Origin of the sequence: Fervidobacterium pennivorans (genome assembly GCF_001644665.1) — a bacterium.
Lineage (GTDB): Bacteria > Thermotogota > Thermotogae > Thermotogales > Fervidobacteriaceae > Fervidobacterium > Fervidobacterium ngatamarikiense.
The window spans coordinates 463,295-480,564 of the sequence record NZ_CP011393.1; the positions used below are offsets into that span (position 1 = coordinate 463,295).

Annotated in this window: 16 protein-coding genes; 8 read left to right on the plus strand and 8 right to left on the minus strand. The window is 37.4% G+C overall.

From position 1 onward, the window contains the following. Positions 1-12: 12 nt before the first annotated feature. Complete coding sequence (locus JM64_RS02180) at positions 13-3,042, minus strand: S-layer homology domain-containing protein (protein WP_064011304.1); 3,030 nt, start codon at positions 3,040-3,042, stop codon at positions 13-15. Between the two features lie 125 nt (positions 3,043-3,167). Between JM64_RS02180 and JM64_RS09940 the strand changes: the two genes are divergently transcribed. After that, entirely contained in the window at positions 3,168-4,118 is a 951-nt protein-coding gene (locus JM64_RS09940; protein WP_064011305.1) for a DDE-type integrase/transposase/recombinase, read from the plus strand. 139 nt (positions 4,119-4,257) lie between these two features. Here JM64_RS09940 and JM64_RS02190 read toward each other — a convergent pair whose 3' ends face one another. From JM64_RS02190 to JM64_RS02220, 7 genes are all read right to left on the minus strand, one after another. Beyond that, a complete protein-coding gene (locus tag JM64_RS02190) occupies positions 4,258-5,859 on the minus strand; it encodes a radical SAM protein (protein WP_064011306.1) in 1,602 nt (533 codons plus the stop codon). Further along, on the minus strand, positions 5,840-6,478 hold the full coding sequence (locus JM64_RS02195) for a hypothetical protein (RefSeq protein ID WP_231882425.1): 639 nt from the start codon (positions 6,476-6,478) through the stop codon (positions 5,840-5,842). Before JM64_RS02195 ends, JM64_RS02190 begins: the two co-directional genes overlap by 20 nt. Before the next feature lie 141 nt (positions 6,479-6,619). Further along, positions 6,620-7,015, minus strand: coding sequence for a hypothetical protein (locus tag JM64_RS02200; protein WP_064011308.1), 396 nt, complete (start codon positions 7,013-7,015; stop codon positions 6,620-6,622). After that, entirely contained in the window at positions 6,996-7,661 is a 666-nt protein-coding gene (locus tag JM64_RS02205; protein WP_082868248.1) for an RNA polymerase sigma factor, read from the minus strand. Before JM64_RS02205 ends, JM64_RS02200 begins: the two co-directional genes overlap by 20 nt. After that, complete coding sequence (locus tag JM64_RS02210; protein ID WP_064011309.1) at positions 7,627-8,475, minus strand: DUF72 domain-containing protein; 849 nt, start codon at positions 8,473-8,475, stop codon at positions 7,627-7,629. Before JM64_RS02210 ends, JM64_RS02205 begins: the two co-directional genes overlap by 35 nt. 5 nt (positions 8,476-8,480) lie before the next feature. After that, entirely contained in the window at positions 8,481-10,427 is a 1,947-nt protein-coding gene (locus JM64_RS02215; protein WP_156487878.1) for an ATP-dependent helicase, read from the minus strand. A 28-nt stretch (positions 10,428-10,455) separates the two neighbouring features. Continuing rightward, positions 10,456-11,307 (minus strand): PHP domain-containing protein, encoded by an 852-nt coding sequence (locus JM64_RS02220; RefSeq protein WP_064011310.1) that lies wholly within the window; start codon positions 11,305-11,307, stop codon positions 10,456-10,458. A gap of 138 nt (positions 11,308-11,445) precedes the next feature. On the opposite strand from JM64_RS02220, the gene JM64_RS02225 reads away from it, so the two are divergent. From JM64_RS02225 to JM64_RS02255, 7 genes are all read left to right on the plus strand, one after another. Next, positions 11,446-11,988, plus strand: a complete 543-nt coding sequence (locus JM64_RS02225) for an HD domain-containing protein (protein ID WP_064011311.1) — start codon at positions 11,446-11,448, stop codon at positions 11,986-11,988. A 36-nt stretch (positions 11,989-12,024) separates the two neighbouring features. After that, the gene (locus JM64_RS02230; RefSeq protein ID WP_064011312.1) at positions 12,025-12,435 is read left to right on the plus strand and encodes a hypothetical protein; all 411 of its coding nucleotides are present in this window, start codon (positions 12,025-12,027) and stop codon (positions 12,433-12,435) included. Continuing rightward, positions 12,432-14,363: a threonine--tRNA ligase gene (thrS, locus tag JM64_RS02235; RefSeq protein ID WP_064011313.1), complete on the plus strand. Its 1,932-nt coding sequence runs from the start codon at positions 12,432-12,434 to the stop codon at positions 14,361-14,363. Before JM64_RS02230 ends, thrS begins: the two co-directional genes overlap by 4 nt. A gap of 30 nt (positions 14,364-14,393) precedes the next feature. Continuing rightward, entirely contained in the window at positions 14,394-15,206 is an 813-nt protein-coding gene (locus JM64_RS02240) for an HD-GYP domain-containing protein (protein WP_064011314.1), read from the plus strand. A gap of 99 nt (positions 15,207-15,305) precedes the next feature. Next, entirely contained in the window at positions 15,306-15,791 is a 486-nt protein-coding gene (locus JM64_RS02245; protein WP_064011315.1) for an NfeD family protein, read from the plus strand. Positions 15,792-15,822: 31 nt separating this feature from the next. Then, positions 15,823-16,761 carry an SPFH domain-containing protein gene (locus JM64_RS02250; RefSeq protein WP_014451494.1) on the plus strand — a complete coding sequence of 313 codons (939 nt, stop codon included), beginning with the start codon at positions 15,823-15,825 and terminating at the stop codon, positions 16,759-16,761. Further along, positions 16,758-17,249 (plus strand): hypothetical protein, encoded by a 492-nt coding sequence (locus tag JM64_RS02255; protein ID WP_064011316.1) that lies wholly within the window; start codon positions 16,758-16,760, stop codon positions 17,247-17,249. The genes JM64_RS02250 and JM64_RS02255 overlap by 4 nt, the downstream gene beginning before the upstream one ends. Positions 17,250-17,270: the final 21 nt, after the last annotated feature.

A 17,270-nucleotide genomic window follows, 5' to 3' on the forward strand; every position in this document is an offset into this window, starting at 1 on the left:
TCTACTGTCTCCTTACTTCCCTATTACTAAGTAAGTAACGATACCAATTATTGCTAAGCCTAAAATAACTAACCAGCTTTTTAGATTTTCATTCTCTGACTTTAGCTCTCTCAGTTGTTTCTGCAAATCGTTCACTGTTTCCGAAACTTGTGATAACTGTTCGCGGTCTGCTTTACTTTCTGAAAGTTTCTTCAATTGTTCATTTGTGAAGATTATGTTTTGCTCATTTTTTTGATCGTATATCTTTAAGGTTTCAACTTCCTCTTTCAGTTTAACTAAGTCGCTTGAATTTTTTTGAGCTGTTTGTTTAACTTCCAAAAGTTCATCGTGGATTGTCCTTTGAGCTAAATCTATTTTCTCAATCTTTTCGGTTAACATTGCTTCAACTTTGCTGATTCTTTCAATTATATCGTTTTGAAGTTTATCGAGGTTTTCATAGACTTTTGTTGTCATGTCGTTGAACTTCGCGTCCACCGTATCATTGGTGGCCATGTTCCCAATTAAAATTTCAAATCTGGAAATTCTCTCATCGATGTTTACAAGCTCATTTTGTATGTTGGCAACAATTTCATGTTCTTCGTCTAAGCGTTTTGTCAAAACTTTTATGTTGTTTGTTACCTCCTCGTTGGTTTTTGTTGTAAAGAGTTCTAGATTACTGTACTTATTAAGCACGTCATTTATCCTCTTCTCATGCTCGTTCAGGATGTTTTTCAAATTTGAAAGTTCGTCTTTTGAAGTGTTTTGAGCAATATTTAATTCATCTATTGATTTTGCAAATTCCTTTGTTCTACTGTCAAGTTCGTTGAAATTTTTTTCCAAAAGGTCCAATTTAGGTTCGAAATGCGACAACTTTTCACCAAGTGCAGAGACTATGACAACCATTTTGTCAAAGTCTTCCTTTGAAAGAGCCTGTTGATGAAATTCAAGCTTCTGAATTTTTCCTTCTAGATCTGAAATTATCATTCTCATGCTTGCGATTGCTTTGTCAGTTTCCTCTGCTTTCTGTGTGAGTGCGTCAAATTTTGCTTCCAGAGCTGATACTTTATCGTCACGTACCTCAACAGTCTTAGTAAGCATTGTGGTTTGCGTTTTGAGATCATCAATTGATTTGGTTATCGAATCAACTCTGTTTTTTAAATCACTGAGCTCAGCATTTATGGTGCTATAGCTTGCTTCAGGCAGCCTTGTAGTTTGATACGCTGCAGTATCAGTGCCTTTGTTCGCATTTTCCTTTGGAGCTTCTACATTTTGCAACCTATTTTGAATTTCTTTTACTTTGTCTTGGAGATCCAAAACCATGGATAATACTTTTTGAACATTTTGGTTAACGGAATTAAGCTGAGCGGTTGTTGCTCTTTTTTGAACGTCGTCTTCTACCTTTTTGACTTTATCCTTCAAAGAGTTTACCTCCGATAAAAGGGCTTGATAACTTGATTCCTGAGCAAGCCTTGAAGATATATTTGCTAACTTCAAAGATAGGTCGTCAGTTATTTTTGAAAGTTCGACATATTTGTCAGAGATAGTTTGCAATTTTTCTTCGATTTCATCAATTCTTTTGTTTTTCCTTTGAATATCTTCAGCTAAGGCTTGGACCTTAGAGTTATCAACAGGAATCAATCGGAGCTCCGTAATCAACTCTTTGATCGACTCTATCTGCAACCTAAGTTCCTCAATTTCATCTTTTTTCGCATAATTTTCATTTGTTAGGTATTTATCCTCCAATAGTTTTACCTTTTCTACTAAAGAATTTATGGTAACCTCGATACTTGATAATCGTTTCAAACTTTCTTCAAAGGCTTTAATTTCAGCACTTTCAAGGATCTTTGCTTTGAGTTCTTCGATTATTGTTTCGCTATATTTTAGTTGGGAAGCAAGCTGTACATTGGCTTCTTCTTGTTTTCCTGAAGTCTTGTCTGAAAGTTTTTGGATTTCCTTTGAGAATTCATCGAGTCTTTCCCTTATCTCTTGGTTTTCGCCAAGAAAATTTTCAAGAGTTTTAGAGACCCTATCTACAGACTGTTTAATAAGATTGACTTGGTTCTGAATATCTTCGTCATTCTTTGAAAGTTTAGCTATAGTTTCCTGTATCATATTGATTTCCGCAAGTACTGTTGATATATCTTGTTCATCCAAGGATTGAGACTGTTGAGGAATCGTTTTTTCTTTTAAAGTTCTGAGCTCTGATATCGAATTCTGGATTTCAATAACTTTGTTATTTAACTTCTCAACGTCGGTTTTTAAAAGTTCAAGCAACAACAATCTCTCTTTCAACTCTTTAATTTCTGTTTCAACTGTGCTGATATCTTCTGAGGTAGGTTTCTGGACTTGAAGACTACTTTCAAGTTCTTTCAGTCTGGAATTCAAGGTCATCTCGAGTTCTTTCAATGTGTTATTTATCTTTGATATCGAATCTGAGAGGGCTTTAGAAGATTTTTCAAGGGTTTCCAAACGGGAACTTAAATTTGAGTATTTGTTGTTTAGTTCTTCTAAGGATATCCTCAAGGAGTCTTGAGCTGCACTTAATTTGTCTACCTTCTGATCTACAGCATTAAGAGAATTGTTTGTTTTATTAAGAGCTGAAATGTAACCTTTAAGATCTTCGGATACTTTCTTCAGATCCTGTGAGAGCTTGTTTAAAGATGTTCTAAGTTCTTCTGTATCACTTTTGAAATTTGATTTCAGGTCGCTTTGCTCATTTTTGAGTGTTTCAACAGACTGCTTAATATCTGAAATTTGACTCTGTTGAGGCATGTCGAGGAGTCTTGCTTGAATGTTTGAAATTTTGTTATCGATATCTCTTAGACTTGAATCAAATAAAGAATACAACCTATACAATAACATGGCAACCTGGAACCTTGTTACAGTTTCATTCCCTCTAAACGTTCCATCTGGAAAACCTGATACGATTCCTAGGTTTGTAAGTTTCTCAACAGCTTCGTAAGCCCAGTGTGATTGTGGAACATCCTTGTATTCTCCATACAAAAGCACAGAAACAAAAAGAACAAAGGTAACAACTACCCTTCCCCAAATACTCTTGCTCATATATATGCCCCCCTTGTTAGAAATGATAATGTTAACTAAAAGTATTGAAACTTTCCAAAAACCGCATTATCCTTATAAAGAGGGGACACCCCCCAACCAACTCTCGACAAAGCAGGTTCCCCGATATGAACAACTCAATGCTCTCTTGTCCCAAATGCGGTTCCACCAGCTTGTACAAAAATGGTCATGACAAATACGGTAACCAACAATTCCTTTGCAAACTCTGCCATCATTCTTTCAAACTCTCCCATTCTCACAAACGCAAAAACTTCCCTTTCCCTTATCCCAAATGCACTTCTTGTGGTAAATCTATGCAAATTTACAAAGTCCATCGCTCTTTCGTTGTCTTCCGTTGTAGAGCTTGTCGTACCAAAGATAGAGTACCTTTTAACCTCCCCGAACCAGTCACCCTTATTCCTGAGAAATTTAAATATTTCCGCTTCCCTATCTTTTTCGTCTTAAAGGCTTTTGTTTTGTATATGAAACACAATATGTCTTATCGCTCTCTTGCTCATTCTCTTAATATCAAAGTATCTCATGTCACCATATACAAATGGGTTATTAAATTGTGTACTTTATTCTCTGTACTTTTTCCAACATTTACCATCGAAAATGTTTTCTCAGTTCATGCTGATGAAACTGTTCTTGTGTTCAAAGAACAAAAGTACTATGTTTGGCTATTAGTTGATCACGAAACTAACTTAATTCTTTGTTGGCATGTCTCAAAGTATCGTGATATGGGACAAGTCAAAGTATTACTCGAGAAGTTCTTTGGTGATTCAAAACCTAAAAACATTGAACTTATTACTGATGGACTTGGTGCATATGAAAGTGCAGTAAAGCTGTTGTTCAGAAATATCAATCACGTAGTGGTACCGCTCGGTAAAAACAATCAATGTGAATCTAAGTTTTCATTGTTGAAAGACTTTTTCCGACTCAAGCGAGGGCTGAAGAATACGAAGAACTTAGCGAAATATATTCAAGGATTTTGTGTAGTGAAGAATCTTTGGAAAACGCACAATGGCAATATCAATCGCATTCTTTCACAATTACACTCTTTCATCACTACAAGTTAACACTATCTTAGAAATTCTGATAATGATTCTATTCTATTATAACAAATATATTATCAATTTTGACAAGAAAAACTCTCGATGTGTTTAAGTTGTATTAAATGCTTTTGGAATAATGGCACGCATTTTGTAAAACAAAAACTCAGTTGTTCGAAAAATGCTCTTGTAAAAACTCCATAGTTTGAACATCCAGTGTAGAAAAATCTTCTGCCTTTATTCTGTGTGCGTTTTTGGAACCAATACCAGGTATTGATGTTAATTCTTCGAAAGTCAATTCAGATAGAGAAACTCTTCTAACACCTGTTAATGACCTGTGTCCATGTCCTACCACAACAATATCGGAAGGCTTATCGAAATCAGCGGGGACACCTATCAAAATAGGGTATGTACCAAGCGGTCTACCAAACGTGACTTTGCCTTCCTTAAATTCTGGAATGACATTTTCTATAACACACCCGATAGGGAATACCCGTTTAAGCATAGGGGTGTCCACGTTATTTCTAGTAAGATATTTGTAGTGTTCGAAAAGCTGTTTGTTTACTTTCAATGTTTTCCTTTTGGAGAGGTGATATATTGGGGTACCTGGGAAAATTATTAACTGGCGCAGGTTTATCCTTCTTAGTAACAGTCCATTTTCCAGATACTCCAACAATTTTTGATAGTTTATTTCATAAGTTTTCTTTGTCTCACCAAATAAACCAAATATCAGATTTATTCCTGGAAGTAGTTTTGGAATGCCGTTCTTATCTCTAATTCCTCCGATTTCATTGACCACTCTTACGGCGGTATCGATGTCTTCAACTTCACCGTCTATGTTGTTCTTTTTTCTAACAACAGGGTCAAAACTCTCCACACCAAATGATAAGATGTCTCCTGCTGTGTTGTATTTAACAATGGTTTCAACGATCCTCGCTGAATGAGGAAGATTACGGGAGATATAGGCGGGGTTTGCGTTGTCTGTATGTAATACTCTAATCTCTGGACACGAATTTCTTATACCACTGTAGAGTTCTTCAAGAGCTAAAGGGTTTATTGAACCTGCATTCCAATCACTACCAAAAGCAATTATATTCGCACTTCTCCCAAGTCTAAATGCACGAACACCGTGTTTGTATAATTCAGATATTTCATCAACAATATCTTGAACAGGTCGAGAGAAAAATCTTTTATGCAATAAAGGTTCCGTACAAAACGTACAATACGTTCTGCGTTCACAACCTAGTGAGACTTCTACTTCAGCGATGATATTAGGAAACCTCGGATGCAGGACTACAATTGCAGCTCCTGTCTGAGATGCTACTCTTATCGCTTTTGTATAATCTTCTGAAAGAGTTTCAGAAATCCACTTTCCGATGTCATCAACAAATTCTTCGGCTTCGATATCTGATGTTTCTCTGGCAATTTTCCCTCCGGATGATGCAAACGCCCTTGCAATAGCTCCCATCAATATTCTGTAAGAGGAATTTGAGTTGGTAAATACCCTATTGACTTCTTCAGGTGTTATGGGTGTTCCACCAACGTACTTTCCTGGTACCGTAGTACCACCAATTATTACAAGGTAATCATAACGAGAAAATGCGTGCCAAAGGTCCTTGGCACGCACATCGTCTATCGTATAATAGTCTACCTCATATCCCTTCAACATAAACACGCCTGCGACGTATCTAACATAGGTGCTGATATAAGGTGGAACGCCCAAAACCGCGGGTTCGTCAACGTAACCATCAATAATTGCGCAACGCATTCTTAATCTCCTTTGCAGTGTTTTCAGATGCTTTAATCAGCTTTACGTAGTAGTTTCCAACCTTGAATTCTCCAGCCAGTTTGTTGATTTCTAACTCGAGAACTTTTCCTTCTTTGTCATAACCTGAGATTTTTATAAAGTCCTTCCCTTCTGACGTGGTTGCCCAAAGGAAAAACTTTGAAAGAGAATATAGCTCTTCAGGGAGCACGAAATTGTCAACAAGTTTGTATTTACCAATCAAGTTCTTTATATCAAACTGCTTTGGAAACTTGTTTATGTACATAGTCGTTGTTACATCTGCAACTTTTCGTACAACACGCATTATTTCGCCAGACACTACGAAGATTTCCAAGGAAAAATATTCTTCAACAAATTTGTACACACCATCTTTTGATATATCCAATTTTTTTGCTTTCACATACTCGTAAGCTATATCTGACAAATCCTTGATTTGAAAAGTTCGCACAAGCACATTTGAGTCCCCTATGTAGTACTTATCTTTCAGTTTTACCCAAACAAAACGTTCAGGACTTGAAACAATCACAAGCTTATAATCTCCACTCTCGTAAACTTCCTCAGCACGCATGAAGGTGCTAGATTTACTAGTCTCATATACCATACGAACATAATATCCATCGGAGTAAGCAACCGTGGAAAAAGAAAATACAAAACAAACAATAAAAGCAAAAAGCAAATAACTCCACTTTAGTCTATTTTCAGGCACGTCAACCTCACCTTACTTTCAGAAAGGATTTGAGTATCACCAATCTCCGTCGCTTGCTATCGCTGTATACCTCAGAGTTTTAAAAAGCAGGGCTTTCATGTTGTTCTCATCCATGTTCTGACCGTTTGTTAACGTTTTCGAATTCGAAGAGAGGGGCTTTTGATTTTCAATTGTTTGTAGTATTGCCGAGAAGTTTTCACTGATTCTAAAAGATTGTGCACTTTCGAATTTTGTGAACAGTATTAGAAATGCGATAGTAACTACGATTCCTATTTTAAAAAACATTCTTTTCAGCTTGCTTCTCTTTATCTTTCGAATAATCTTTTCTTCCATCAATGGACCAGGTTTGTAAGAATACTCCTTAGCGATAAATTTTGTAACAAAACTGGACCCGCCTATGTTTGTAAAGTTTTCATGGTTCTTCCTGCTCATCACCTAATGCCTCCCCTAAAAGCTTCCTCAACTGCCTTTTTATATAATGTAACTTACTCTTTATTGTTCCCTCGGGTTTGTCCAGTATTTTCCCGATTTCTGCATATGTTAAACCGTCAACTTCTTTCATATACAAAATAGCTCTATCTTCAGGATCTAATTTAGCTAAAGCTTCATTCAATTTTTGCATAATTTCCTCATCTGACAAGGTCTTTTTAATATCATCCTCAGAACTGACCTGACTGTGGTATTCACTGAACTCTTCGTCATCCGTTGATTGTTCAAAATCAGTCAGTATACTTCTGCGCTTTAACTTCTTATATAGGTTGTTACATACGTTCATTGTTATTTTGTAAATCCACGTTGCTAACTTCGAATCACCACGGAATTTCTTGACCCCTTTGTAAACTCGAAGAAAAACTTCTTGAATTACATCGTCGACATCATCTGAGCCTAAGAAACTTTTAACTAAAGCACCTATCTTTGGACCGTAGGTTCTATACAGATATCTGTAAGCTCCTTCATCACCCTTTGCTAGGGCTCTTATTAACTTTTTCTCATCGTTCCAATTATTTTGACCATCGAGTTTCTCAAATCGTTCAATATCCGAATTATTTTTCATCTCGGAAAATTTGGAAGATTCCAATTTTCTCACCACCTACAAGGGTTCTAAACATTACAGCGTTTTTCAAAGCCTGTCCACGGTAGCAGTTATTGAAGAAAACAAATCGCTTTGTTGACGGTAACGAAAGAAGTTCGCTAGCAATCTCTCTCAGCTCGGATTCCGAGTAATTGTAATCGTAACGCGTTTTTTCGTCAGCAGTAAACCATTTCGGATTTCGACCATGTAAACGGATATACGTGGAATCTTCTTTTGCACTGTACTCAGTACTAAAAGAATACAAACCTGGTAATTTCGGAAGGTCGACAACGACTATGTGGAGATAAGGACTGAATTCTTTCAGCAAAAGCCAAACATCATCCCTTTTTACCCACGTCGAGTTTCTAAACTCTATGAAAAGTTCAATTTCCTTGCTTGTTATTTCTTCAGCAAGCTTCTTTAAAAACTCAACGTGTTCATTAGAGTATTTAAACACATACGGAAATTGGGCAAGGTAACCTACCATTTTACCTTCCTGCTTTATAACATTTGTATTCTTTAGGAAATCCTTGAGATTTTCTATGTTTCCATCGTGTGTTATAGAACTATGAAGTTTTAGTGCGAATTTGAAACCTGGAGGCGACTTTCTCAATAAAGATACTATGGTTCTATATGAAGGCATTTGGTAGAATGTATAGTTTAACTCCACTGCATTGAAACCGTAATTCTGCCAATAATAATTAAACATCTCGCTGGATTTAATATAATCAGGATACACTGTTCCTACCCAGTCGTCGAACGAAAAACCGCTTGTTCCAATAAACCAAAGAACACGTTTTTCTTTTTCTTTTTCTTCCATTTTGTTTATCTGACCCTCCAATATTCAACTAAGTAAGGAGGTATATCCTCAACAAAGTCACGTTCAATTTTTCCTGTCCTAAAGTAGTCGCTTCGAGAAAAAACGGAATGAGTTATATAAAGCATATCTTTAGCTCTGGTTATTGCAACGTAAAATAGCCTTTCTTCTTCGTCAAGAGAACCATCTTTCAGAGCCAAGAAGTGTGGGAAATCACCTGGATTGACACCTATGACAAAGACTATCTTCCACTCTAAACCTTTTGCTTGATGGACTGTTGTCAACGTAACTTTCCCGCCTTCATCTTCGTTTCTGTCAAGTTCAGCTTCTCTTGCCTCAGATATTATTAGCTCGCTTAAGAATTCCTCTGTAGAATTGTAAAACGATGCCATTTCAATAAGCCTTTCAATATCTTCCTCTCTGTCTCGGAAATCTTGGTAGTGGTATTCAAGAATGCTTTGATAAAAATCTTCATAGAAATTTCTTATCTGCTCGCTTGGACCTTTACCAAGAGAGTTGTAAATAACGTTTTTCAGTACATCTATGTTAGCACTCTTAACATTAAGACTTAAGAACCGTCCTATAGGGTCTTCTGTCGATGTTATTTCATTTGCAATCCTTTCAGCTTTTACATCTCCTACGTTTTCAAGCATTTTCAAGATTCTAATCCATGAAATAACATCGTAAGGATTTTCCAAAATCTTCAAAAATGCTATAACGTCTTTTGCGTGAGCAGTTTCCGTAAATCTGAGACCTGAGAGTATTTTGAAAGGGATGTTATTTTTTGAAAGTTCCAACTGTAATTCCAACGAGTGGGAATGGGCTCTGTAGATTACAGCTATATCACTGTAGTTTGCGCCGTCGTTCACATGCTCGATAATTCTTTGAGCAACAAATCGTGCTTCATCAAAATGGTCATAAGTATTAACAACGACAGGTTTTTGGGAACTATAGCGAACTGCTCTTAACTTCTTAGGCACTGATGACCTTGGTATCATTGAATTCACTAACTCAACTATTTTATCAGTGCTTCTGTAGTTGGTTTGTATTTTAAACACATTAGCACCTTCCATAATCTCTTTAACGTTTTCAAATCGTGCCCCTCTGAATGAGTATATACTTTGCGCATCGTCGGCTACGACAAAGAGATTGTTGTGAACCTGACTTAAAAGCTGAACGATTTTTAATTGTAGTATATTTGTATCTTGGAATTCATCAACTAAAATCCATTTGAATTGAGACGAAATACGTTCACGAACATCAGGTTTTTCTTCGAGAAGCATAAGCATCTTAAGCAACAGGTCGTCGTAATCTAAGACGTTCTGTTTTTCTTTTTCAATGGCATACTCTTTAAATATATTTTCAATCACATCAATGACGTTTATCCATCTTTTTGCACGTTTAACTATGACTTCATATGGAGTTTGAAGGGTATTGTTCATAAATGAGTATAGTGAGTAAAGCTCGTTCGGAGTTGGGAGTGCTTTACTCATCTGCTTTGATGTTACAAAACGACTTCTGACCAACTTCATCAAATCTACAGAATCATCCTCATCTAGGATTGTAAAGTTTGGTTTGAGACCTATGCTTGAACCATAACGTCTAAGCAAAACATTACACACATGGTGAAACGTTCCTGAAAGCATTCCAGAGAGCTCTCTTTTAGTTACTTTCTGTGCTCGCTCTATCATTTCTTTTGCTGCAGCTCGAGTAAATGTAACTAAGAGTATTTCCGAAGGTTTTACTCCATTTCCGAGAAGATATGCAATTTTGTAAGTGATTACACGGGTCTTCCCGCTACCAGGACCTGCTATGACAACACTCTTACCAAAAGAGTTTAAAACTGCATTTCTCTGCTCAGCGTCGAGCTCGTTCATTATCTCGGTGATTATTTTCTCAGTTATTCCATTCGTGTTTTCTAACTTGTAGTCTTTAACTTCTCTATCTCGATTCATTATCACACCACCATTTGTATACTTATTTTCAGAACAACCTGGATAAGAACTTACCGATATGTCTGAATGGAATGTTCATTCCAAGCTTTATATTGGGTCTGTTATCTCCATGGAAGTCACTTCCTGCGGTGACCACCAAATTGTATTTTTCCGCGATTCTTAATAATTCTTCTACCTGACCGGGCAAATGTGTTGAATAATACGCCTCCACACCGTCCAAACCTTTTGAGACCAAATATTTAATCAAATCTTCAAGAGTTTCAATTTCCGGAGCTATTGGATAAGGTTTACCCTCGTGAAGTGTTTGGTATGGGTGTGCCAATATGGCGATGCCACCTGATTCTTTTATCAATTCGATGGCTTCCTCTGGCTTCAGTCTTTTTTTCTCAACAAAAAATAATCCACCATCTTTTAGATATTTTTGGAACGCCTCTTCCATGCTTTGCACGTATCCTTTTTCCACCATCAGACGAGCAAAGTGGGGTCTACCAATCGCTTTGCCCTTTGCCACTTTTTTTAGTTCTTCCATTGTAAGCTTGAATCCGTGTTGATTCATCTTTTCAAGAATTAGTTCGTTTCTTTTGTTGCGATATTCGATTAACTCATTTAATACTTTTTCGACTTTTTCCGAATTGTCGAAGTTGTAACCTAAGATATGCAAGCTGTCGGTTGGATATTCCGCACTGATTTCCACTCCTCGAATAAGTAATAACTTTGGGTCTTTGTAAACGGTCTCATCAATTTGATGGAACCCAGTTATTGTATCATGGTCAGTTATTGCGAGCACCTCTAATCCTATCAATTTTGCTTTTTCCACAAGTTCCATTGGCTTTAGAGTACCATCTGATGCAGTTGTATGCGTATGAAGATCCAAAACCAAAGCAATCCCTCCAGATAAGTTTAACAATCTACTTTTTAAATTTCATGTTTTATTATACCACGTTTTGTGGTATACTTAATTAAAGATACGTAGACAACAGATAAAATTTGAAAGTAATTTTGTTATGGAGGGATTGCTTTGAAAAGAGAAGAAGCTCTGGAGCTACTTAAAACCCATTTATCCAACAAAAACTTGATTAACCACTGCCTGGCTTGTGAAGCCATTATGAGGCGTTTAGCTCGCCATTTTGGACAAGATGAAGAAACATGGGGACTTGCAGGGTTGCTACACGACCTTGATTATGATTATACAAAGGACAAACCAGAAGAACACGGATTCAGAAGTGTCGAGATTCTTGGTGACTCTGTAAGCCAAGAGATAAAAGATGCCATCCTTGCACATTGTGAAAAGAAAGTACCTGAAACTCTTATGGAGAAAGCGCTTTATGCCGTTGATCCAACGAGTGGTTTCATAGTAGCTGCCGCGTTGATAAGACCAGAAAAGAAACTCGCTTTTGTTGATGTTCCGTTTCTGCTAAACAGGTTTAAAGAAAAAGGATTCGCAAAAGGTGCAAATAGGGACCAGATGAAATCTTGCGAGAATATCGGACTTACATTAGAAGAATTTTACTCACTTGCTTTAGAAGCCATGAAAGAGATATCCGAGCAAATAGGACTGTAAAGTTTTGACTTCCATTTAAAGTGTTGAGGTGCGAACATGGAATTTGTGCTGTGGGTTGTTTCCATTATTTCGGTTTTTGTTGATAATGTTTTCAGAGAATACTTTACACTTGTGCCGTTGTATTTTCTTCTTGAATCTCTTCCAGAAATTGATGAGAGAAGCTTAAAGTCGAAAGTAATAAGACTTTTTTTGTTTTCTCTTTTCTACCAAAGTTTTTCATACCAGAGATTGACGATTATCTGGGTTATCCTAACATCTGTCATTATTGTGATAGAATTGTATAGAGACACATTTTACTATCCTTGGAGCGCATCTTTACTACAGGCAGTTTTATTCTTACTTCCATACTACTTTTATGAACCAGTCGCTTTACTTTACGGCTTTCTTGTAAATTGCGCATTATTTGTTTACATATACAAAAAACTCGAGTTTGGAGGTGCCCGATGATTATGCAAGTGAGATTACCTGATGGGAGTATAAAAATTTACGACGGACCTGTAACACCGGGTCAAATAGCGAGAGAAATTTCCGAGGGTCTATGGAGGAATGCCGCAGGGGCTATCGTCAACGGTCAGTTGTGGGATTTGGAACGACCTATCGACTTCGATTGCGAGTTGAAAATAGTAAAGTTAGAAGAACCAGAAGCAGCAGAAATTTACAGGCATACGATGTCACATATAATGGCCCAAGCTGTTATGAGAATTTACGGTGCTGACAAGGTTAAACTTGGTATCGGTCCAACTATTGAAAATGGGTTTTACTACGATTTTGACATTCAAGACGTGAAAATAACGGAAGAAGACTTAGCAAAGATAGAAGAAGAAATGAAGAAAATAATTAAAGAGGACTTGAAAATAGAAAGATTTGAGTTACCAAAAGCTGAGGCAATAGAGTTAATGAAGGAAAGGGGACAGGTTTATAAAGTAGAGCTTATAGAGGAAATTCCTGATGAAAAAGTAAGTTTTTACAAACAGGGTGAATTCATTGACCTTTGTCGAGGACCACATTTGCTAAGCACTGGCAAGGTGAAGCATTTTAAGTTGCTTTCTGTTTCTGGTGCTTATTGGCGAGGTAATGAAAAAAATCCAATGCTGCAAAGAATATATGGTACAGCATTTGCAAAAAAAGAAGACCTTGAAAACTACTTGAAAATGCTCGAGGAAGCAAAAAAGAGAGATCATAGAAAACTCGGACCTCAACTTGAATTGTTCTTTATAAACACTGATGTTGCTGCAGGTATGCCTATATTTTTACCGTACGGTATGACAGTTCTTCTGGAGCTTATGAATCTTTCAAGGAAATTGCACAAAAAGTATGGCTACAAAGAAGTGGGAACTCCTTTAATAATGCACGAAAAACTGTGGCGTCAAAGTGGACACTGGGACCATTACAAGAACAATATGTATTTCACAGAAAAAGAAGAAGTTACCTACGCTGTGAAACCAATGAACTGTCCTGGTCACATCCTGATTTATAAAAACAAACCTGTTTCATACAAAGACCTTCCAATCAGGTTGTTCGAATTCGGTAGGGTTCACAGGTACGAACGCGGTGGGGTTTTACACGGACTATTGAGAGTAAGGACGTTTACACAAGATGACGCGCATATATTTTGTAGAGAAGACCAGGTTGTGGCAGAGGTCACCAACGTTGTTAAATTTATTGACGAACTGTACAGCATCTTTGGTTTCACTTATCGTGCAACACTCAGCACAATGCCTGAAGACCATATGGGTGATGAAGCGACTTGGGAAAAAGCTACACAGGCGCTTAGGAACGCCTTGGAAGAAACAAAAGTTCCGTATGTTGTTGCAGAAGGAGAGGGCGCATTTTACGGTCCAAAAATTGATTTCCATGTTAAAGATGTGATTGGCAGAGAATGGCAGTGTGCAACTATCCAGGTAGATTTCCAAATGCCTGAACGCTTTGATATCACATACAAAGATGCTGACGGAACAGAAAAAAGGCCAGTTATGATTCACAGGGCGCTATACGGTTCCCTTGAAAGATTTTTTGGTATTCTTATTGAGCATTACGCTGGTGCGTTCCCAACATGGCTTGCACCGGTTCAAGTCGTTGTACTACCTGTCTCGGAAAAGTATGTTGATTACGCAAAGCAGCTATCAGAAAAGTTTGACAAGACCGGCATAAGGGTAGAACTTGATGACCGTAATGAGACCCTTGGGTACAGAATAAGGGAAAATCAGATGAGGAAAGTGCCATATATGATAATCGTTGGAGAGAAAGAGAAAGAATCTGGAAAAATCTCAGTTAGGACACGTGAAGGAAGAGACATCCATGATGTGGAAGTTGAAGAATTCATAACAAAGATTACGGGGGAAATAAATTCCAGAAGTATATCTCTGACTTACTAATTTGAGCGGTCAGCAAAAGGTGGTGGGAATTTGTTACCGGAAGAACTTGTAAAACTTTTCAAAGAGGCGTTTGGTAAAGAACCAATATGTGAGGATTCAAGTATTGGAATTTGTATATCGAAAGAGAACGGTTATATAGTGATAAGAGAAAACGGGAAATTGTTAGCACAGTTTGAAGATAACGAATATGATTATGGTTTCATCTTGCAATACTATGCAAAAAAGGCAGGTTTGTTTGCACCCCAAGACAAACAAATGGAAGAGCTTTTGAGGTCACTTTTTGTAAATATAATCGTCCTAACAGAGGTAGAAGACAAGAATGGATTTTCCCATTCTCAACGGGTTGCCAAGCTAGCTGAAGAATTTGCGCGGTATCTTGGCTGGGATGAATCAAATATCCAAGAACTTAGAAATCACGCATTTTTACATGACGTGGGTAAAATAGCCATTGAACAACTGATGCTTTATTCGCCAACACGATTAAGAACATTTGAAGCTCACTACGAGGATCACCCGACGATGGGAACTATTTACCTAACAATACACGAAAGCCTATGGAAATATATCCCAACCGTCAGACATCACCATGAACGATGGGATGGAAAAGGATTTCCGGATAAACTGAAAGGTGAAGAAATACCATACTTTGCAAGAATAATTGCTGTACTGAATTACTACGACGAGGTGACAAATTTTGTATCAGCTGATTGGGACAGTGAAATTAAAACTCCACAGCAAGCTCTAAAGGAAATAAAAAGTCTAGCAGGAACATTCTTTGACCCCACAATTGTCGAGCAATTTGTAAATTTTATGAGGGACGTTTACAACATAAATGTCCAGTAATGTTTAGTTATTAGCCATTGTTGGAAAAGATTAAGGTAGGTTGTAACATTGTGTATTGGTTTTTGTAGCTTTTCCAACGTGGCTTCTAGGGGGGATTTTATGATTTCACCGGTAACGTTTTGGATTATCTTAGGCGTTTTGCTAATGGTTTTGGAGATATTCACACCAACATTTTTCGTATTCTGGTTTGGCCTTGGCAGCTTAGCAGCTGCCATTGTTGCCTACTTTTACGAGAACACTATCTTTGAGCTTCTTACATTTATAGTGGTGTCGGGTATACTAGTTTTGTCCACAAGAAAACTTGCCAAGAAAATAACAGGCGAAGAAGTAAGAAGTATCAATGTTGATGAAATCATTGGAAAAGAAGCAATAGTTATAGAACAAATTGATAATAAGTTGGGAAAAGGCGTAGTCAAGGTAAGCGGTGATATGTGGCGAGCTGTATCTGTTGATGATGATGTAGTAATACAAAGCGGAGAAAAGGTGATAATCGAAAAAGTGGAAGGCGCTCATGTCGTTGTTCGCCCAGTCTTTAAACCGAAAGAGTTTGAGAATTTAAAGGAGAATAAGTCAGATAATTTATAGTATTTCCAAAACCAAAAAGGAGGGGAAAAACATGTATGTCGTGCTAATTGCAATTGCATTTTTACTTCTGATTATTGCAGCAACAGGAATCAGGATTGTAAGGCCATACGAGCGGGGGTTAATTGAAAGATTGGGAAAGTTCAAGAAAGAAGTTAAGTCTGGTCTGCACTTCATAGTTCCTTTCTTCGACAGGATGATCAAAGTTGACATGAGAGAACATGTAATAGACGTTCCTCCTCAGGAAGTTATTACAAAAGATAATGTTGTCGTAGTTGTTGATGCTGTGATATATTACGAGGTAACAGATGCGTTCAAGTCTGTTTACAATGTCAGTAATTTTGAGTTCGCCACTATCAAGCTTGCTCAGACGAATTTGAGAAATGTGATAGGTGAACTCGAACTTGACCAAACACTAACGTCAAGAGAGAGTATAAATACTAAGTTAAGAACAGTTCTCGATGAGGCGACCGATAAATGGGGTATAAGAATTACGCGTGTTGAAATTAAGAAAATCGACCCACCGAAAGACATTATGGAAGCAATGAGTAAGCAGATGAAGGCTGAGAGGACAAAGAGAGCAGCCATACTTGAAGCAGAAGGTATCAGACAATCCGAAATTCTCAAAGCTGAGGGAGAAAAACAAGCAGCGATTCTGAAAGCAGAAGGTGAGGCTGAGGCAATTAAAAGAGTTGCCGAGGCGAACAAATATCGACTTATCGCTGAAGCTGAAGGTCAGGCACTTGCTATAACAAGTGTGTTTAAAGCCATCCATGAGGGTAATCCAACAAATGATCTCATAGCAATAAAATATCTTGAAACGCTCAAGGAAGTTGCTAACGGTCAGGCAACTAAGATATTCCTACCTTTGGAAACATCATCTGTCCTTTCGTCGGTAGGAGCAATAGCTGAGCTATTTAAAGATGTTCAAACAAAGCAAGAAAAGCATTCGGAGGAAAATAAAGAGAAATGATTAAGACATTTTTAAACATAATCTTTGGCTCCCTGATAAGCACGCTTATCGGGAGCTTTTTTGCTGTAGTTATTTCCTTTGGTGTAATTTCTAAAAGACCACGATTTCGCTATCAAACTCTCTATTTTTTCAATGACATAATGACACTCGGGTTACTTACATTGCTTTGGTACTACGTTGACAACTTGATAATTGCCTTTGCACTCTTTGCAATGTTATCGACAGTGTTTCTAATATACAAATTGCTTGTAGGAGTTTATTCCATCGACAGGCGCTTCACATTGCTCATACTATCTTTGGGCGCCAGCCATAACGAGTATTCGCTTTTCATCCTCGAACGTAACCTTGGCAAGCTTTTCGCCAATCTATTGAAATTCTATGTGCTTTGTTTAATAGGTTTTTTAGTCTCACTAACAAACTATGCCTCCGACATAGGCTTTTTCTCTTTAATTGTGGGATTGATTTTGACCTTATTTCAAGCAGACTAACATATAAAAGAACGATGAAAG

Coding starts and splice junctions, on each gene's coding strand:
- JM64_RS02180 (WP_064011304.1), bottom strand. CDS start 3,042: ATGAGCAAGAGTATTTGGGGAAGGGTAGTTGTTACCTTTGTTCTTTTT.
- JM64_RS09940 (WP_064011305.1), top strand. CDS start 3,168: ATGAACAACTCAATGCTCTCTTGTCCCAAATGCGGTTCCACCAGCTTG.
- JM64_RS02190 (WP_064011306.1), bottom strand. CDS start 5,859: ATGCGTTGCGCAATTATTGATGGTTACGTTGACGAACCCGCGGTTTTG.
- JM64_RS02195 (WP_231882425.1), bottom strand. CDS start 6,478: ATGGTATATGAGACTAGTAAATCTAGCACCTTCATGCGTGCTGAGGAA.
- JM64_RS02200 (WP_064011308.1), bottom strand. CDS start 7,015: ATGAGCAGGAAGAACCATGAAAACTTTACAAACATAGGCGGGTCCAGT.
- JM64_RS02210 (WP_064011309.1), bottom strand. CDS start 8,475: ATGGAAGAAAAAGAAAAAGAAAAACGTGTTCTTTGGTTTATTGGAACA.
- JM64_RS02215 (WP_156487878.1), bottom strand. CDS start 10,427: ATGAATCGAGATAGAGAAGTTAAAGACTACAAGTTAGAAAACACGAAT.
- JM64_RS02230 (WP_064011312.1), top strand. CDS start 12,025: ATGGAATTTGTGCTGTGGGTTGTTTCCATTATTTCGGTTTTTGTTGAT.
- thrS (WP_064011313.1), top strand. CDS start 12,432: ATGATTATGCAAGTGAGATTACCTGATGGGAGTATAAAAATTTACGAC.
- JM64_RS02245 (WP_064011315.1), top strand. CDS start 15,306: ATGATTTCACCGGTAACGTTTTGGATTATCTTAGGCGTTTTGCTAATG.
- JM64_RS02250 (WP_014451494.1), top strand. CDS start 15,823: ATGTATGTCGTGCTAATTGCAATTGCATTTTTACTTCTGATTATTGCA.
- JM64_RS02255 (WP_064011316.1), top strand. CDS start 16,758: ATGATTAAGACATTTTTAAACATAATCTTTGGCTCCCTGATAAGCACG.